The organism is Leifsonia sp. ALI-44-B (assembly GCF_001984125.1).
GTDB lineage: Bacteria > Actinomycetota > Actinomycetes > Actinomycetales > Microbacteriaceae > Okibacterium.
Window position 1 is genome coordinate 1,047,014 of the sequence record NZ_MTQL01000006.1, and the last position, 18,694, is coordinate 1,065,707.

9 protein-coding genes and 1 tRNA gene are annotated in these 18,694 nt (G+C 66.2%); 4 read left to right on the forward strand and 6 right to left on the reverse strand.

The annotated features are described in order from the left end of the window. Window positions 1-8 precede the first annotated feature (8 nt). On the reverse strand, window positions 9-4,349 hold the full coding sequence (locus tag ALI44B_RS16375; RefSeq protein ID WP_496507417.1) for a hypothetical protein: 4,341 nt from the start codon (window positions 4,347-4,349) through the stop codon (window positions 9-11). Window positions 4,350-4,450: 101 nt separating this feature from the next. On the opposite strand from ALI44B_RS16375, the gene ALI44B_RS05895 reads away from it, so the two are divergent. Together ALI44B_RS05895 and ALI44B_RS15535 are read left to right on the forward strand one after the other, a co-directional pair. Next, window positions 4,451-5,863, forward strand: coding sequence for an FUSC family protein (locus ALI44B_RS05895; protein ID WP_077053705.1), 1,413 nt, complete (start codon window positions 4,451-4,453; stop codon window positions 5,861-5,863). Window positions 5,864-5,951: 88 nt separating this feature from the next. Further along, complete coding sequence (locus ALI44B_RS15535) at window positions 5,952-10,826, forward strand: lamin tail domain-containing metallophosphoesterase family protein (RefSeq protein WP_083709582.1); 4,875 nt, start codon at window positions 5,952-5,954, stop codon at window positions 10,824-10,826. A gap of 65 nt (window positions 10,827-10,891) precedes the next feature. Here ALI44B_RS15535 and ALI44B_RS05915 read toward each other — a convergent pair whose 3' ends face one another. Further along, window positions 10,892-11,608: a M50 family metallopeptidase gene (locus tag ALI44B_RS05915; protein ID WP_077053706.1), complete on the reverse strand. Its 717-nt coding sequence runs from the start codon at window positions 11,606-11,608 to the stop codon at window positions 10,892-10,894. Between the two features lie 68 nt (window positions 11,609-11,676). On the opposite strand from ALI44B_RS05915, the gene ALI44B_RS05920 reads away from it, so the two are divergent. Then, window positions 11,677-12,174, forward strand: coding sequence for an XRE family transcriptional regulator (locus ALI44B_RS05920; protein WP_077053707.1), 498 nt, complete (start codon window positions 11,677-11,679; stop codon window positions 12,172-12,174). Between the two features lie 1,098 nt (window positions 12,175-13,272). After that, window positions 13,273-15,351 carry a family 16 glycosylhydrolase gene (locus ALI44B_RS05930; RefSeq protein WP_077053708.1) on the forward strand — a complete coding sequence of 693 codons (2,079 nt, stop codon included), beginning with the start codon at window positions 13,273-13,275 and terminating at the stop codon, window positions 15,349-15,351. 165 nt (window positions 15,352-15,516) lie between these two features. Here the strand turns inward: ALI44B_RS05930 and ALI44B_RS05935 are convergent. From ALI44B_RS05935 to ALI44B_RS05950, 4 genes are all read right to left on the reverse strand, one after another. Next, a tRNA-Arg gene (locus tag ALI44B_RS05935) sits at window positions 15,517-15,588 on the reverse strand. 85 nt (window positions 15,589-15,673) lie between these two features. Further along, window positions 15,674-16,174 (reverse strand): HNH endonuclease, encoded by a 501-nt coding sequence (locus ALI44B_RS05940; protein ID WP_077053709.1) that lies wholly within the window; start codon window positions 16,172-16,174, stop codon window positions 15,674-15,676. A gap of 446 nt (window positions 16,175-16,620) precedes the next feature. Further along, a complete protein-coding gene (locus ALI44B_RS16285; RefSeq protein WP_077053710.1) occupies window positions 16,621-17,649 on the reverse strand; it encodes a C40 family peptidase in 1,029 nt (342 codons plus the stop codon). 322 nt (window positions 17,650-17,971) lie between these two features. Next, window positions 17,972-18,667 carry an iron-dependent transcriptional repressor DtxR gene (locus ALI44B_RS05950; RefSeq protein ID WP_077053711.1) on the reverse strand — a complete coding sequence of 232 codons (696 nt, stop codon included), beginning with the start codon at window positions 18,665-18,667 and terminating at the stop codon, window positions 17,972-17,974. Between the last annotated feature and the right edge of the window lie 27 nt (window positions 18,668-18,694).

The following is an 18,694-nucleotide window of genomic DNA, read 5'->3' on the forward strand; positions in this document are numbered from 1 at the left end:
GCCGCCGCTCAGTGACGGCCCGACGACACCACGGCGATGGGGCCCGTGGCGAGATCGTCGGGGTTCGAGGCATCCGGTTCTGAGACCGCACCGAGCATCGACATGACCTTGCGGGCCACGCCTTCCGGGTCGCTGAACAGGTCGAAGCTGTGCACGCGCAGGTAGTGCCAGCCGAGGCGGCGCAGCACATCGGGGCGCAGGCGCAGCGACTCGCGCAGCGAGTCCGAGGCAACCTCGGGATCGGACTCGATCGCCACGGCCTTGTTGCCGTACGAGGCGACGAGCGCGAGCTTGCCGCGGTAGCCGATCTCGACCTGCAGGCCGTTGCGGTAGAGGCGCTCGGCGAGGTCGAGCAGCATGGGCTCGGCACCATCCGTCACGGGCGGGGCCGGGCGGTGGATGTCGGGCTCGCGCAGGATCTCGGCCAGGGCCGCGATGCCGTGCTGCATGCGATCGGCGTCCAGGTCGTCGGGGCGGATGCACGAGACGATGACCATCGAGCGCCGGGCGCGCGTCATGCCGACCGCGAGCAGGCGGTCGCCGCCGGGGCGACCGAGGGCACCGAAGTTCGAGAGCACGCGGCCGTGCGGAGTAACTCCATAACCGAGCGAGAAGATGACGCGATCTCGGCTTTCGGCGACGGACTGCTCGAGCGTCAGAACCGTGAACGGCTCGGCGCGCTCCTTCAGGATGAAGCCCGCGATATCGCTGCGCTTGGCGAAGGCCGACAGGACCGCCTGGTGCACGCGCACGGCGTGCTTGTCGCTCGCCGTGATGACCATGAGGGATTCTCGAGGGCGCTCGGTGGCGTGTTCGAGCACGAGGTTGACCACGCGTTCGACCTCGGCGTCGACGCTCTCCACGCCGCCCGTCTCGGGGTCGGGCATGCCGTGGCCGCGAGGTACGTAGTCCAGCGTCAGGCTGCCGTGACCGAGGAACGAGCCGGCCCAGGGCAGCGACTCGATCTCGCCGCCATAGAAGCGGTGGTTCACGAGCTGCGCCAGGTCCTCGCCGCCCGCGCGGTAGCTGCGCGTGAGCGTGAGGGTGGGCAGGAGGCCCGAGAGCTTGGCGAGGGCCGATTCGGGGTGCAGCGCGTCGGCCATGACACCGATGCTGCGCCCGGGGGCCGAGGCGGATGCAGCATCCGAACCGCTGCCGGTGACGATCGCGTTGGGCACGGTCGACGACGAGACGGCGACGGTGCGCGCAACCTCGGGGGCGCGGTTGGCGGCGTCGAAGCGCGGGGCTTCGGCGGCCGAGGACGATCCGGTCGGGGCGGCGCCTTCAGCGGTGCCAGAGACGTCGGACGCCGAGCTGGAACCCGAGTCAGCCTCAGAAGTGGTGTCGGATGCTGTCTCACTCGACTCCGTCGACGCACCCGTCGACCCGGCAGGACGCCCGGCCGTCGCGGAGCCGCCACTCAGGCGCTCCTCGGTGCGGATGGCATCAGCGCGCGCCGCGTTGGCGGGAGCCGCAACGGGCGTGGGGTTGGGATCGACACGTGCAGCGTCGGGCGCACCGGTCAGCGGGTCGCGGCGAACCGAGCCGAAAGCACCGAACGCACCGGCAGCCCCGGTCTTCGCGGGAGTCGAGGAATCCGAAGCAGTCGAACCCGCACCGGAGGCACCGGCAGCGCCGGAACCGGCACCCGGGCGCCCGACACCGAAGGCGCCCAGCGCCCCCTGACCGTCGGTCACGGCGATCTCGAACGGTGTCGGCGACTGCGTCACGGGGTCACCAACGGCGATCACCTGACGAGCGCGGCGAATCGCGGCGGCGTTCTCGGCCAGGGTCGTGGCTCCGGCATCCACCAGGAAGACGGTGTCGAAGCGCACGGACGACGGAATCTGCGAGACCTCGTAGGGCGACACCATCCACACCGGTGCGAGCACGCGCGACAGGTGCGGCGCCTGCTGCTCGAGCATGGTGGGGGTCACGCGCTCCTGTTTGAGCATGCGGCGCAGGGCGTTGGCCTCGTCGTTCCAGTCGACCAGGCCGATCTTCCAGTTGTCCGACAGCAGCGCACCGAGCAGGGCGCCGGATGCCGAGGCGTGCGCTTCGTCGACGAGGCGGAAGTCGCCCTCGAGCCGATCGATGACGCTCGTGTTGGCCCCGAGCAGCGCGCGGTCGGTCGCGAGCACGTGCTCGAGCACGGACTGCCACCAGGCGAGTTCGAGTTCGTCGGCCACACGCGATTCGGGCACGTGGCGCACCGACAGGTCGGTGATGAGCGGGTTCAGGCCCTTTTCGCGCAGCTCCTGAATCAAAGCCGTGCGCTCCTGCAGGTTCTCCATGACCTCGGAGTCGGCCGCGAGTCCCGACATCAGGCGCACGAGCGACTTGATGGGCAGGGTCTTCAGGCGGTCGTTGCCGTCGGCACGCTTGAGGGGGACGTCGAGGCGCGCGAGGTCTTCGACGACGCGCTGGTAGGCCACCTGCACATCGGCGATGCCGAGCGGAACCTCGGGCGTCACACCGGCGGCCACATAGCGCTGCCACAGCGTGCGCTGCTGCTGGATGTTGCGCAGCGATTCGTTCAGGTCGGCAATGTGCACACCGGGGCGCACGTATTCGCGCGCCAGCTTCTTGAGGCGGCGGCGGTTGGCGCTCGTCATGGCGGGCGCATCGCGGCGCGACGAGGTGGCGGCGATCAGTTCGCCGAGCGACCGGTCGAACACGGCCGGCTGGAACTTGTCGAGCGTCTCGCGGATGTCGAGCAGCAGTCGCAGATAGGTGCCCAGTTCTTCGATCGAGTCGAAGGGGCGCATGCGCGTCTGGCCGATGAGTTCGTAGCCGCGTTCGAGCAGGCGCGGCAGTTCGGCGCGGTGCAGGTTCTTGGCGAGCTCATGCGTGGCCTTGGCATCACGCGTGCTGCTGAACGAGGCTCCGTACCAGGGCGAGTCGCCCGGGCCGTACTGGAATTCGCCCAGCGCGGCGGCGTGCGCGAGCTTCTGAGCGACCTCGGGGCGGCCCGTGGCGAGCTTCTCGAGCGAGATCAGGTCGAGGCGCGCCGTGGTTCCGGGCGGCTCGGCCAGGTTGCCCAGACGCGTGAGTGCCTCGAGGGCGTCGAGCACCGACACCCCAAGCGCGGGGTTCTTGTGGCCGAGGGCGCCGCGGTAGTCGAGCAGCACCTTGCGCAGGCGCACGAGCGCGTCGTCGACGTCGGCCACGCGCGGGGCGACGGCCTTCTCGTTGCGCGTGATGGCCTGGATGAGGTCGCGGCGAATGGAGCGCGGGTGCACGGTCAGGCCGGGCAGCCCCACTTTCTGGAAGCGGTGACGGATGCCGTCGAGGCTCGAGCGGCGGGCGCTCACGACGAGCACGCGCTTGTGTTGCGAGACGAGCGAACCGATGGCGTTGACGACGGTCTGCGTGCCACCCGTGCCCGGCAGGGTCTGCACCACGATCGAGTGGCCGTTCGTGATCTGCGCGATCACGTTCTCCTGCTCGGTGTCGGCGTCGAGCAGCAGCGTGTCGGTCGACGGCGGCCGGTCGTCCTGGCCGACGGCGTCGACGGGGCTGAAGAGTCCCTCGACGAGGCGCCGGGCGCCGGGGTTGCCCGCGAGGGCGTCGAGGATGGGGTGGTCGAGGTCGTCGGCGTCGCGCACGAGGGCGGTTCCGACATCCGCGAAGCTCGAGACGACGAGGCGCGGCTGCACGCTGAACCAGTCGAGGTGCGTGGTGAGGCCGCGCAGGCGGTCGATCACGGGCTGGGGTTTGAAGACGCCGTTGGTGGTGGCGAGGGCCTCGAAAGCGGCGGCGTCGAGCGTGATGCCGAACTGCTCTTTCAGGGCGCGGGCGAGCTCGGGGTTGAGCACGGTTGAACCTGTGAGCTTGAGCTCGAAGTCGCGGCCGTAACGACGGATGGCGAGCGGGCGCAACAGCACCGGAGCCGAGTAGTCTTCACCGTCGCGGCGCCATTCGGCCAGACCGACGGCCAGGTGGATGGAGTCGATGCCGCGCACGGTGCGCAACTCGACGCCCTTGGCCGCGATGACCTCGGCGGCGCTCTTGGCGCGGCGCAGGGCCAGATCATCCCGAATCAGGTTCGAGAGCAGGGTCGACTTGCCCGAGATGAACTGGGGCAGACCACCCGGATGCGTCGAGCTCAGCTCGATGCGCGTGCGCGGTGCGTCGACGAAATGCAGCAGGGGTGAGCGCCCGCCGACCTGCGCGAGTTGCTCGCGCCACAGCCGCCGTTGCTCATCGGCAACGTTGCCAACGGGGTAGTCGGGGCTTCCCGCCGACAACCCTCCCGGAGACGTCGCCGTGAGGCCGCCGCCGCGTTTGGCGTCGGCCGATACCTCGGACAGTCCGTCCGCTTCTAGTTTCCTGTCAAGCCGCCACACACCGTCACCTTAGACGCTGATTCGGCCGTCGCCCGGTAGGCGGGGCGGGTTTTCGCCAGCGTGGCGGGTTTTTGAGGCCCGTCGGCTGCGAGAATGGAGAAATGCTGGGAAACATCGGAAAGACCGTCGCGTCGCGCCTCAGCGACGAGTCGTCGACCTGGTTGTCCCGCCTGCTGCGCATGACCTGGAATGTGTTGGCCCCGGCCCTCACGGTCGACCGCCTGCTGCTCGCGGCGAAATGCGCCGTCGCGGCAACCGTGGCCTGGTTCCTGGGCGGCCAGCTGCCGGGCGAGACGGGCGACTACGCCTACTACGCCCCGCTCGGCGCTCTGATCAGCATGATGCCCACGCTCATGGGCTCGCTGCGACTGAGCCTGCAGACCGTGGCCGGGCTCGCGCTCGGAATCGGGCTCGCGTTCGTCACCATCCAGTTCGGGGCATCCGGTTGGATCACCGTTCCCATTTCGACGGGCGTCGGCGTGCTCGTGGGGGGCCTGCGGGGGCTGGGGCCGGGCCGCGACTATGTTCCCATCGCCGCCCTGTTCGTGCTCGTCATCGGCGGCGCGAATGCCGAGGACTTCTCGATCGGCTACATCGCGCAGATGGCACTCGGCATGGGCGTCGGCATCGCCATCAACCTCATCGTCGTGCCACCCCTGCACACCACGCAGGCGGCCGCGCGTGTTTCGTCGCTGCGCCGCATGATCGCCGACGACCTCGAGGCCATCGGTTCGGTCATGCACGAGAAATGGCCGCCCGGGCACACCGAGTGGCAGCGGCAGGGCCAGGCGTTTCGCAACTCGGCCGACAGCGCCGAAGAGGCCCTGGATGATGCGAGCGAATCGCGCCGCATCAACCCCCGCTCGCGCTGGAACCACCGTGATATGGCTACCGACTACGACGACCTCACCTCCCTGCGCCGCCTGAGCGCCAGCACGGTCGACATCAGCGATGTGCTGCAGACCGCCATCTGGGGCGCGCAGGACGAGCGCGACGTGCACGCGAGCCTGCCCGCATCCGTTCGCGAACCCATCGGCGACTGTCTGACTGCCTTTGCCGTGCTCATCCGCGCCTGGGACGACAAGAAGGACGAGGAGCAGGCCGAGAAAGAGGCGCTCGAGGCGCTCGAAGCGCTGCGCACGGCCGCGCGTTCGGTGCCGGACGACGACGAGGGCGACTCGGATGCCGTCGACGCGCTCGTGTTCACGCTGCGACGCATGATCTCGCTCATCATGAAGCGGCTTCCTTCGCACCGTGACACCGAAGCCGCGAAGATCGATGCCGAGACGGCGGCCGCTCATGCCGAGGCCGCGGCCGAGGAGCGCGCGGGCGACGACGACGCCCGGTCGACGGCGGATGTCGCGCAGGACGCGATCGATCGGGCGGTTGCCGAAGCTGAGGCGGAGGCGGAGTCCGGAGCGGACGCCTCGGGCCACGGACGGGGCAAGCACGGCGGGAGCGGCGACGGCGGCGGTTCGCGATTGTCCGGCAAACCCCACCCCTCCAAAGGGTGACACCTAAGCGTCACCTCTCGTTCTCTTGGAGTTCTCAGGAGATGCATAGCGTCGAGACATCCCTTGTTTTCTGTCTCGAAGGTGAACTGTGTCCCCCTCCGCTTTCTCGCGCTCCACGCGCACCCTGTTACCGCCGCTGGCGCTCGCGCTGACGGCCGCCGTCGGCATCGGTGCCGCACCGCTGCCCGCCGTCGCTGCTTCGGTTTCGACGTCTACGTCGGCATTCGGAACGGCGTCGTCCGCGCCCGCCGGCGTCGACGCGCTGCCCGCCTCGGCGTCTTCAGCCTCGGCGTCTCCCGCTTCGTCGTCGGCCGCCCGCGCGGCCGTGGCCGCCGCAGCTGCTTCGGCCTCACCCCTCGTCGTCACCGAGATCGTTGGCGACAACGTGGGCTACGACGAGTTCGAATACTTCGAGGTGACCAACGTCTCCGACGCCCCCGTGACGGTGGGCGGCGAGGGCGGCTACTCCTTCGCCTACAGCTTCACCAACGCCGCCGATGTGGCGCGCGACAAGCCGCTCGTCGTCGAGACCCCGACCGTCGTGCCGGCCGGCGGCACCGTCGTGTTCTGGCTGAGCTACACGGCCACCAACGTCGACTCCTTCGCCCGCACGGTCGACGAGTTCCGCGCCCACTTCGGTGCGGCCGTCGACTACCCGGTCGTGCGCGTCACCGGTCAGGCCGGTATCGCCAACGGCGGCGAGCGCGGTGTGCGTGTGCTGTCGGGCGGTTCGCCCGTGAGCTGGTCGTGGGCGCCCAAGGGTTCGATGGCGGCCGGGCTCGGCGTGAACTTCGCGCTGCCGGCCGACCCGACCGTGGCGGCGATGGACGTGCTCGAGACATCCGTGGCCCCGACGCCCGGAAGCGTGAAGCCCGAGGCTGTCGGCGGCACGCCGAACCCCGAGCCGACGCCGACACCTGCGCCGACCACCGCGCCGACGGCGACGCCCACCCCGGCGCCCACGGCCACGCCCGAGCCGACCGCGACCCCCACCGCCACGCCCACGGCCACCCCCACGGCAACCCCGCAGCCGACGGCCACCCCCACCGCGACGCCCGCACCCACCCCGGCCCCCACGGCCACCCCGGGCCCCGCGCCCACTCCCCTGCCCGACCCGTCGCTCGTCACGGCGCCGCTCCAGATCACCGAGCTGCTGCCCGACTCCGCCAACGTGGGCGGCGGCGACGGCTACGAGTTCATCGAGGTCTACAACGCCACCGCCGAGCCCGTGAACTTCGCCGACTACGAGATCAACTACCTCTACCCCGTCGACACGACGTCGAACAGCAATGCGGTGCGCTGGCCCAGCATCCCGAACGACCCCATCATCGAGCCGGGTAAGACGCTCGTGCTCTGGGTGAAGAACTCGGGCAACCAGGCCCTCACGGCGGCGGACTTCAACGCCAAGTTCGGCACGAACCTCGAGGCCGGCTCATCCCTGGTCGAGATCCAGAGTGCGGGCATGGCCAACGGCTCGGCCCGCGGCATCCAGATCGTCACCCAGACGGGCATCGGCATCAACCGCGCCTACTACAACATGAACGCCAACGTTAAGGATGTCGCGGCCGACCGCGGCATCCAGTACGCCGTGCAGCCCACCGACACCACCCTGCAGCGCCTCGTCGGTCAGGACGCCGCGAACCCCGGCCGCGTCTCGGCCGACCAGGTTCCCGCTGGCCTCATGATCCAGCCCGCGGATGCCGCAGCCCCCGTCATCGCCGACGCCACCCCCGCGAGCATCGACCCGAAGGCCGACTTCGTGATCGACCTCGGCATCACCGACGCCCAGCAGGTGCGCACCGCGACCCTGACCTTGCGCAACGACATCGACGCCGACACGCGCACCGTGAACCTCACGGTGGGTGCCGACGGCCGCTTCCGCCACACGGTCGCCGCCGCCGACCTCACGGGCAAGGCCTGGTACGAGTACACGGTCACCGCGACCGACGGCCGCAACAGCGCCACCACCGAACCCCGCCGCCTCGCCGTCGACGGTGTCGACACGGCGCCGCTCCGTCTCAACGTCGACGAGGGCGAATTCCTCGGCGGCACGTCGACCATCTCGGCCGCCACGCGCACGTTCCCGAGCGTCATCGACCTCGGCATCGACGGCAAGCCGGTCGCGACCTCGCCGTCGCTGCCCGACCAGCCCGTCTTCGCGTTCGAGGCCACGCAGGTGAACACGTTCTTCCGCAACGGCGTGCGCATCGGCGACGACGTGCTGCGCATCTTCGACGACGGCATCTTCGAGGGCTGGGACACCATCTCCACGCCCGTGCCCCTCACCTACGTGGTGCAGGGCGACGAACTGGTCGTGAGCGTGTGGGCCGGCACCAAGGCCGCACCGGTGATCGACCTCAACGAGAACAACGACGACTTCCAGATCCGGGGCCTGCGTCTCGTGCTGCCCGACGGCCGCACGCTGCAGCCGTCGAACTACACCGACCCCGCCAAGGTGCTCGACATGGGCGACTCGACCGGAAAGCTCGACTTCTTCGAGGCGCGATTCGCGCTGCCTGCCGACGCTTTCACGGCCGCGGCCTACAACTGGGACACCACGACGACCACCGACGGCGCCCACACGGTGCGCGCGGCATCCGGAACCGATGTGCTCGAGCGCGGCGTGCGCGTCGACAACACCGTGCCCGACATCCGCTCGACCATCGTCGACGGCAGCCCCTACCAGGGCGAGATCGTCATCAACGGCGACATCACGGATGCCGGATCGGGCGTGGCCGACACGCGTGCGACGCTCGACGGCCAGCCCATCACGCTGCCGCACACCACGTCGTCGCTCGACCTCGCCGCAGGTGAACACGCCCTCATGATCGAGGCGACGGATGCCGTGGGCAACGTCGGCCGCTACGAGGCGTCGTTCACCACCTTTGAGGAGCAGCCCACGGGCGGCCTCGTCGCCCCCGAAGACGGAGCCGTGCTCACGGCCGACGACGTCACCCTGCAGGCCCAGGTCACCGACCCGACGGGAGACCGCCTCAACGTGGACTTCCTCGAGGGCACGCGCCTCGCCCCGACCGACGCGGCCGTCAAGAGCTACGCCGGCACCACGGGAACGGCCTCGGATGTCGCCCGCACCGAACGTGAGCCGCTGACTGCAGACGAACTCAAGAACCTGGTCGGCACGGATGGCCTCACCGCCGATGTGTCCTCCGACGCCGAGTTCCCCTACCAGCTGTTCGACGTGACCGTGCCCGCCGCAGCCGGAACCGACGCCACCGCGCGCGTCGACTGGCAGGGCAGCGCCAACCCGGGCGCCCAGGTCATCCTCTACGCCCTCAACACCAAGACCGGTGCGTGGGAAGAGATCGACCGACACCTGACGACGCAGGCCGAAGCGGATGCCGCAGCAACCGCCGCAGCCACGCCGACGGGCCAGGCCGGTGCCGCCGCAGCATCCGATGCCCTGGCGCCCTTCACCCTGACCGCCGATGTTCCCGTCGCCGACCACCTCACGGGCGAACAGCTGACCGTGCTCGTGCAGCATTCGGAGGGCTTCGCGGGCGAGAACCGCTCGACGCGCGACACCCCCGTCACCCCGAACAACCCGGCCGACACCCCGCGCAGCGACTACGACTTCACGTTCGCGTGGGAGTCGGACACGCAGTACTACAACGCGCAGTTCTATGAAAACCAACTCAACATCCACAAGTACCTGCTCGACCAGCGCGACCAGTTGAACCTGCAGTACCTGTTCCACACGGGCGACATCGTCGACGACTCGACGCAGCAGTACCAGTGGGACAACGCCAACAAGGCCTACTCGATGCTCGACGACGCGGCCCTGCCGTACGGCGTGCTCGCGGGCAACCACGACGTCGACCAGAAGAACAACGACTACACCCAGTACTCGGCCAACTTCGGCGAGAAGCGTTTCGCGAACAACCCCTGGTACGGCGGCGGTTACAAAGACAACCGCGGCCACTACGACCTCATCTCGGCCGGCGGCATCGACTTCATCAACGTCTACATGGGCTGGGCGCCCGCCGATGAAGAGATCGCGTGGCTGAACGAGGTGCTGGCCCGCTACCCCGAGCGTGTCGCCGTGCTCAACCTGCACGAGTTCATGCTCACGACGGGTGGCCTCGGACCGGTGCCGCAGCGCATCCAGGACGAGGTCGTGGCCACGAACCCCAACGTCAAGATGGTGTTCTCGGGTCACTACCACGACGCGTTCACGCGCACCGACCAGTTCGACGACACGGGCGACGGCGTCGCCGACCGCACCGTCTACTCGATGCTGTTCGACTACCAGGGTCTGCCCGAGGGCGGCCAGGGCTTCCTGCGCCTGCTGCACTTCGACAACGAGCAGGGTCGCATGATCGTGCGCACCTACTCGCCCACGCTCGACCAGTACAACTCGGCCGACCCCTCCCTCGAGGTGCAGCACCAGGACTTCGAGGTTCCCTACACGGCTCTCGGCATCACGCCCGCCGTGAAGCAGTTGTCGACCGACTCGTTCCGGGCCGACATCCTCACCACGCACAAGATCGCCTCGTTCACGGATGTCGCGAGCGGCTCGATCCTGAGTGCGCCGTGGACGAACCCCGAGCCGGGCCTGCGGGGCTGGTACGTGCGCACGGCTGACCCGTTCGGCGCGGTCGACGCCTCCGAGGTGCGCATGCTGACGATCCTGCCGGCCGCCATCACCGAGCCGACTCCGACGCCGAACCCCGGTGGCGGCAACGGCGGCGGCTCGGGCCCCGGCACGGGCGGCGGCGACCCGGCCGGCAACGGTTCGGGCGCGCTGCCCGGCGGCTCGGGCTCCGGTTCGGGTAACGGCTCGGGCTCTGGCCCGCGCAACCCGGACGGCTCGCTCGCCAACTCCGGTTCGGGCATCGAACCGGGCGCGCTCTCGGCCCTGATCGCGGCGTCGCTCGCGGCCATGGCCCTCGGCGGCCTCACGTTCCTGCGCCGCCGCAAGCGCGGAGCGACCCAGACCGACTAACCGGTCTCACACGAACGACGGGCGGTGCCATGTGGCATCGCCCGTCGTTTCGTTTCTCGGTCGTTCTAGTTCGAGAGGTACACAGCCCCGACGGCAACGTAGCTGCCCACGATCAGCACGGCGAACAGCGCCAGCCACACCACCGACGGAACACCGGTACTGTGCGCCAACAGGTACGCATCCGACGACGCCAACCGCTCCCGATGCCGCACATGCACGGCCGCCACGGTCACCCACCCGCGCACGGCCCCGATCAGCAGCGCCACCCCGACGATCACGAGCGCATACGCCTGCACGGTCGGCGTCCCCCACACCCACAGTGCCGCACTCACCGCAATGGATGCCAGCACCACGACCACCCCGAACACATTCCGCACCACCACCAACGTCACGACGAGCACCACGCCACCCACGAACAGCGCGGTCGCCTGCCATCCGGTCAGCACGCTGCATACGAGCGCTGCCCCCACGATCGCCGGCGCCGGATACCCCATCACGCCGCTCAATACCGTGCTGAACCCGGACCGCCCCATGCTGCGCGTATCCCCCGAATGGTCCCCCCTGATGCGGATGCCGCTCACGAACCGCCCCGTCACCACCGCGGCCACGGCGTGCCCCAGCTCGTGCACCAGCGTGGTGAACAACCCGAACCACCGCCACGTCACGCGCGGCACGCTCAAAACCAGCGCCGCCACGACGACGGCAACCACCACCCCGGCCGACACGTCGACGCGCTCCCCCGGCGCCAGCAGCGCACCCCAGTCCACGACAAGCTCATCCATCGCGCCAGCATCGCAGACGCATCTCTTAAGCCATCGCCAATATCTACAATCCGCGATATTGTCGACTCATGTCCCCCTCGGCCGCAGTGCTTCTCCGACAGGCCCGGCAGCGAGCCCACCTCACTCAGCGTGAACTCGCCGAGCGCGCCGGCGTGGCGCAAAGCGTGATCAGCACCTACGAACTCGCCGGGCGCGAGCCCTCGCTGCCCACCCTCGAGCGCCTCATCGCGGCCACCGGCTTCACGCTCAACCTGTCGCTCCACAGCGCGATCGCCGATTCGCTCCGTGAACGTCTCGCCTCGAACCGCGTCGAACTGCTTGCATCCCTCGCCGCACTCGGCGCCGAAAGGGTGCGCGTCTTCGGAAGCGTTGCCCGGGGCGACGCGGGCCCGCAGAGCGACATCGACCTCCTCGTCGATCTCACCCCCGACGTCGGCCTCTTCGCGCTAGCCCGCATGCACGGCGAAGCCGAACGCATCCTGGGCGTCCCCGTCGACATCGTCCCTGCTGACAGCCTCAAACCGGATGTCGCAGCCTCCGCTCTCGCCGAAGCCCTCCCCCTGTGAGCCGCAGCACCACCCAGCGCCTCGACGACATCGTCGCCGCGTGCGTGACCACCTGAGGCCCTCCTCAAAATGAACTTGACTCCGAGGGGTCCAAGGTCCGTTCTTCGCGTCGGGTGGTCGCCGAAGCATCGTGTCAGGACTTTGGCGCGCTGCCACCGACCGCGCTTATTGGACGCGGCCGAAGACACCACTGCGCGAGGTCTGCAGAAAGCGCGGAATGGGCTGACCTGGTGCTCTTCAATACGTGAGTCGGAATCGACATACAGATGGGATGATCACAGATATGACCGAGTCTGTTTCAAACTCTGGCGACGCTGCTGACGTGAATTTTAGGTCGCACTATCTACGAAGCGCATTACTCGAGCCTGAGGTCGAGACCCGCTCAAGCTCACGAGAGTCCATTCCTCTCCAACTGATTGCGTATTGGGACGAGAGTGCCATTCCGTCTGACGTGAGGCATTGTCTGGACAGTTGGCTTGTCCTAGAACGTCTTGGATTCGAACGACAGGTCTTCGATAGGAAACAGGCTCGCGCATTCATCGCGCAAAACTTTGATGGAACTCACCTTCTGGCTTTCGATTCCTGCATTCATCCAGCGATGCGCTCCGACTATTTCCGCCTTTGCTATCTCCAAATAAACGGAGGTCTGTACGTCGATGCTGACGATGAACTAAAGGTGCCTGAAGCGATACTCCCCCTCATGCGTGCTGGACTCCTTCAGCTACAACCTCTTTGCTATCAGTTGTCGACAGACTCGATGGTTGTTCCCGCTGACTATGCCGGCGATGCGGCTGACGACTTCATTTTCTACTTAGCTAACGACCCAATATTCGCCCCCGCTAATCATCCCGTGATAGGGGCCGCACTCACCCAAGCAACGGCTCGCCTTCTTGCTGCCGCTGGGACGAGTAGGGACATCCAGTGGCTGTCAGGCCCGGGCAATTTGACCGAAGTCTTGGTTCGTCACGCGCAACTTACATCCGACTTGGACTTCAAGTTCCTCCACTCATGGGTCCAAATTGCTCCAGGCGATTGGACTCTGGAGTACAGAAAAGATGCCCGCAATTGGAGACTGTGGATCGATGGAGATCTTCCGCGATGAATCTTCTCGAATCTGCCGAGCTGCGCGCAAAATTGGCCCACCGGATCCGTGTGATTGTTCGACACCTCGATCCATTCAGGAAGGTGCATGCTTTCTCTACCCAGACCTCGCAGGATTCGATTGGGAGAATTTATGCCATCAATCTCGATAGAAAACCTGAACGCTGGAAATTCGTCAGGAGAGAGCTGGGCAGATTTCGTTCCAAAGAGAATCAGCCGCTCACCGCCATCACTCGGCGCTTCTCCGCAATAGACGCTCGATACCTTCCCGAATCGCCGCGAACGGACCTGCTAATACCAACGTTCACCCTCGCAGAGCAGCTCGCTATCCACCCAGACCCTCTTTTAGTCATCGACGACAACGCACGAGAGCGCACGATTTCGATGACGAAGCCGGAGGTTGCTATTGCGCTGTCACATATCAAGGTGTGGAAACTAATCGCGCGCGGAGATGCAGAGTTTGTCATGGTCCTAGAGGACGACGTCATGATGCGTCCCGGCTTCACAAGAAGGTTGAACAAAGAATGGCCTGCGCTTCAAGCCGAGAAGGCTGAACTCGTATATCTATCGTTCAGAGATGTCAGTGGGGTCGCGTCAAATCATCGAAAATCCGTGCACCGGCAGGAGAGACCCGGCTTATGGGAGGCGTCGGCCTATGTCTTGTCCCGGGGCGCTGCGCGAAAGCTGTTGGGCGCGCTACCAGCCAATGGCCCGATCGATCTCTGGATGAATTTCCAATTCGAGAAGCTACGAACCTTCACAACCTCAATTCAACTTATCGAACAGAGATTGGCTGAGCCCTCAACCAACTCCTACTCAATACTCCCCATCCTCTCTCAAGTCGGATCTGTAACTCGCGAGAAGGTTCCCGTGGTTAAAGACAGACGGATGCCAGGACCTGTGCTTGCTATCGGGGCCGAAGGCTCCGGCCTCACCGCCCTCGCTGTCGCACTCTCAACGCTTGGCTATTGCGTTGCCAGTGATCTTGCGGTACTACCCGAAAAGGAACTTGCTGATCTCCGAGCAGGCAAACGGGGAACCTCATTTGATGCCTTCGTTAACGTGGGCTCGGTTGACGAAGCTCTCATAGCAAGAGTGATGAAGAGTAAAAGTGCCCTACTAATCATCACTGATGGGCGAGACACTCCTCTCGCGATTCCTGACCATCGCATCTTGCATATGCCGTCGGAAATCGCAGATAAATGGGATCATTTGTCGAAGTTTTTGAAGATCGATTACCCCAGCCATCCATACCCATCCGATCTCGACCTCGGCCAGCGCTTTTCCGTTCAAGCCCCCGCGACCAGTGCAGACTATCCGCACGTGGATCTGAAACGGGACCGATCGCCGTGGATTATGGCACCGGGGCGCTTGCAAGATGGTCTTGTCCTCGGTTCCACACCGTCATCGAGAGTTGAACAGGTTAGTTGGCATAGAGGTGACGAACTTGCCGAACACTTGTGGTTTAAGCGGCAAGACACATTCCCGAGCAACCTAGCCATCTTTCACCCGTTGAATGTCAGCTCCGGTGGAGCAGTCAATCTGACCTTGAGGTCAGAGAAGTCTCTTGTGCGGGACTTCACTTCTGGAGCGATCGCCGCCCGCGAACCCTTCCTGTACGGATCATTCGGCGCTTCGCTTCGCCCAGCCCGAGGCTCTGGCATCGTCACCGGGCTTTTCCTGCACCGTAACGGGCCTCGTCAGGAGATAGATATCGAGTTCCTCGGCAAAGACACGACCAAGATGCTCGTTAACGTCTTCTACAACCCTGGTGCTGAAGGAACAAAACTCGAGCATGGATATAGGGGGACTCCTACCGAGATCAGCTTGGGTTTCGACGCTGCAGAAGAGTTTCACCATTACGAGATTGAATGGCGTCCGGAAGTTATACGGTGGAAAGTTGATGGAACGGTGGTCTACCAACGAAACCTCTGGAATCCAACACCGATACCAAACCGCCCCTTGGAGTTCAACATAAACATCTGGGCGTCCCGTTCGGTGGAGTTTGCCGGCCGACTGGACGTAGAAGCGCTGCCACGCACCAGTTCGCTCAATGAAATAGCGATCCGTGATTAGCTTTCGAGGTGAACGGTCAAGCCCTGTTCCGAGTTGCCAACGGCCCGCTCAGTACTTACGGAGTCTGGCGCGTAAACGAAGAGAACCAGCTCAGCTCGATCAGAGAGTTCGTTAGTTGCGCACAAAATGCAAAACACACTGGCGAATCTCGACACTTCGAACAGGTGCCCCTGGAGGGACTCGAACCCCCAACCCTTTCCTTAGGACGGAACTGCTCTTCCATTGAGCTACAGAGGCTGACCGCATCCACTTTACCGTGTGCGGTTCGGGCGCGAGCGGCAGCCCGCAGGGACCACCCGCGGCGCAGGACGAACGGCGAGACCTAAGCCGCCCGCTGCCCCAGGTACTGCTCCCAGTGCGGCAGCGGGCGCTCGACGCCGCGTACCGCCCAGGTCGGGCCGACGGGAACGCGCGGGATAGTCCGCAGCGTCCAGCCCATCTCGGCGGGCGTGCGGTCGCTCTTGGCGTTGTTGCAGCGCAGGCAGCAGGCGACGAGGTTCTCCCAGCTGTCCGCTCCCCCGCGCGACTTCGGCAGCACATGGTCGATGGTGGTGGCGTTCTTGGCGCAGTAGGCGCATTTCTGGCCGTCGCGGCGCAGCACCCCTCGGCGTGTCACGGGCACCCGCCGAGAATGCGGGATGCGCACATAATGCGTGAGCAGGATGACCGACGGGCGGTCGAGCGCCATGGTGGCGCCGTAGACGGGGTGGCCGGCATCGATCTCGACGATGGTGGCCTTCTTATTCATCACCAGCACGAGCGCTCGTTTGAACGAGACGATGGCCAGCGGTTCGTATCCTGCGTTCAGCACCAGGGTGCGCATGAGGTTCCTCTCAACAGTCGTGACGGCTTCACGTTGTTTCGACAGCGTGACCGTGGCGGAGAGAGTCAGGCCCAGGTACGAAAAAAGGCACCGTCTGAGACGATGCCTTCACACTCCCGCAGCGCGCGTGCGCACACTGCTGGCCGTGCTCGTAAAACTGGAATGCCGCAGCGCGAAACGACCAGAGGTATCCGTGGTGTGGATACGCGGTTGTTCGCACATGAGCTGCCTGCCCCTTTTCGCTTGGGTCAAGACAATAATGTAACCCACGAATGCCCGACCGTGGTCGAAATATCGACCGAGAAACTCATCTGTAACGAAGAGTTCACGCGCCGGGCGGCCCCATGCTGCCCGGCACACGACCTCACACGCACGAACCGCCCGCCGAGGAGGTGTCGGCGGGCGGTTCGAGGTGCTGGATGCTCGAGGCATCCTCATCGGTCTTGTTAGCCGGTGAAGCGCACGTAGGTGTAGTTGCCGTACATCAGGCCGATGCGGAGCGGCGTGCCCGGCTGCGAGGCGTGCAGGATCATGCCGTTGCCCGCGTAAAAGCCGATGTGTCCGGGCTTGACCAGCAGGTCGCCGGGGACGGCCTCGGCGGCCGAGATGACCGTGCCGCGAGCCCCCTGAGCGGTGGACGAGTGCGGCAGCGAGATGCCGAACTGCGCGTAGACGTAGAGCACGAAGCCCGAGCAGTCAAAGCCGGCAGGCGTCGCACCACCGAAGACGTAGGGAACGCCCTGGTACTTCAGCGCGGCGGCGAAGACGTCGGCCTGGGCGGGAAGCCCGGCACGCGGGGCCGCAGCGAGCAACTCGGCGGCGGTCTTCTGCGTGCTCGCGGTCTCGACGTAGCTTGCCGTCGTGGCCGTGCGCTGGGCGGCGACCGCGGTTGCGGCGCGTGCCGTGGCGAGCTCGGCGGACGTCGTGGCCGTATAGCCGTCACGCGCGACGGGCGCAATGGCTGCCTCGTCGTCGACGGTCATTTTCTGAGCGCCGGTCTCTTTCGCGACCTGCACGCCCGAGGCGGCCGTCTGGTCGTCGGTGCCACCGGGCGTCATGGCGTAAGCCGGGATCGCGATGGTGGCGAAGAGGCCGGGAACCACGAGCGCCATGATGGCCGTGGACCGGAAGCTGCGCCATCCCTTGCTCGGCGCCTTCTTGGCGGCCGGCTTGGCGAATGCGGGCGACACGGCCGAGGGGGCTGCGGCCTGCGTGGCGACCGCGGCGGTCTTGACGCTCACGCGGGTCGAGGGGGTGAGACTCGAGGCGGTGGGGGTCTTGGCACCGATGCTGCTCGTGGCGGCGGGGGTGCGGGCCGGCTGAGCGGCCTGTGCGGCGGCGGCAGCTGCTGCTTCGCGGATGCTTCGGCGGGTCGGAGTCGCCGAGGGGGTGGTGCTTTCGGGGGCAGTGCTGGGGTTCGGGTTGGTGGAGCTGTTGGGCGAGTCTGGCGACTCGGGGGTGACGTTTTCGGCCAAAGTTTTTACCTCCGGCGCCTCTCCAGCCCGGGCATGGGACTGGCTCATCCACAACAAGAATCATTGGGGATCTGCCGTAAGGGAATGAGCGGGGAAGGCGCCTCACGACAGGCCCTGCGACCGGTTTGCGGCCATCGGACTCGTTCGACCATACGCGAGGGAAGGGGCTTTGTCACATATATCCGGGTCTTTTTTAACGAATTGGTAACGGAAAATGGCCCCCTCTTCGGGGCCTATCATTGACGGCCCGTTTGCGTATGGTCGGACAACGAAAACGCCGCGTCGCCCGTCATATCGGGCGACGCGGCGTTATTCGGCCGGCTTAGACGGAGGCGACGTAAATGTGTGTCGCGACCTCGTGAGGAAGTTCTAAACCATCCCCAAAACCTTCAACCTGGACTAGAACGTAGGTGCCCGCGGCGGAGAACGTGGCCTCGTTGCCGGGCAGCACGCCCGACTGCTTCAGCTGCAACAACAGCTCGGGCTCGAATTGCACGGGCTCGCCCAGACGACGGATGGTGGCGGCCACGGGTTCGGCCGACGAACGCACCAGCTCGACAATGCTCGTGACACCCGCTCCGAACGCGCCGGCCGGGTCGTCGCCCAGCTCGTCGAGCCCCGGAATGGGCGTGCCGTAGGGAGACTCGGTGGGGTGGTTGAGCATGGCCAGCAGCTTGCGCTCGACCTGCTCGCTCATGACGTGCTCCCAGCGGCAGGCCTCTTCGTGCACGTACTCCCACTCGAGCCCGATGACGTCGCTCAAGAGACGCTCGGCGAGACGGTGTTTGCGCATCACGTGAACGGCCTTGCGGCGGCCATCCGTGGTCAATTCGAGGTGGCGGTCGCCCGAGACGACGACCAGGCCGTCGCGCTCCATGCGGCCGACGGTCTGCGAGACGGTAGGGCCCGAGTGGCCGAGGCGCTCTGAAATTCGCGCACGAAGGGGAACGATGTTCTCTTCTTCGAGTTCGAGGATGGTGCGGAGGTACATCTCCGTCGTGTCAATTAGATCGGTCATCGACGTCTCCCTGGGGTTCTGCGCGGT

What these genes read in the sequence shown, in the direction of transcription:
- ALI44B_RS05895 (WP_077053705.1), top strand. Translation starts at nt 4,451, where the DNA reads ATGCTGGGAAACATCGGAAAGACCGTCGCGTCGCGCCTCAGCGACGAG.
- ALI44B_RS05915 (WP_077053706.1), bottom strand. Translation starts at nt 11,608, where the DNA reads ATGGATGAGCTTGTCGTGGACTGGGGTGCGCTGCTGGCGCCGGGGGAG.
- ALI44B_RS05920 (WP_077053707.1), top strand. Translation starts at nt 11,677, where the DNA reads ATGTCCCCCTCGGCCGCAGTGCTTCTCCGACAGGCCCGGCAGCGAGCC.
- ALI44B_RS05930 (WP_077053708.1), top strand. Translation starts at nt 13,273, where the DNA reads ATGAATCTTCTCGAATCTGCCGAGCTGCGCGCAAAATTGGCCCACCGG.
- ALI44B_RS05940 (WP_077053709.1), bottom strand. Translation starts at nt 16,174, where the DNA reads ATGCGCACCCTGGTGCTGAACGCAGGATACGAACCGCTGGCCATCGTC.
- ALI44B_RS05950 (WP_077053711.1), bottom strand. Translation starts at nt 18,667, where the DNA reads ATGACCGATCTAATTGACACGACGGAGATGTACCTCCGCACCATCCTC.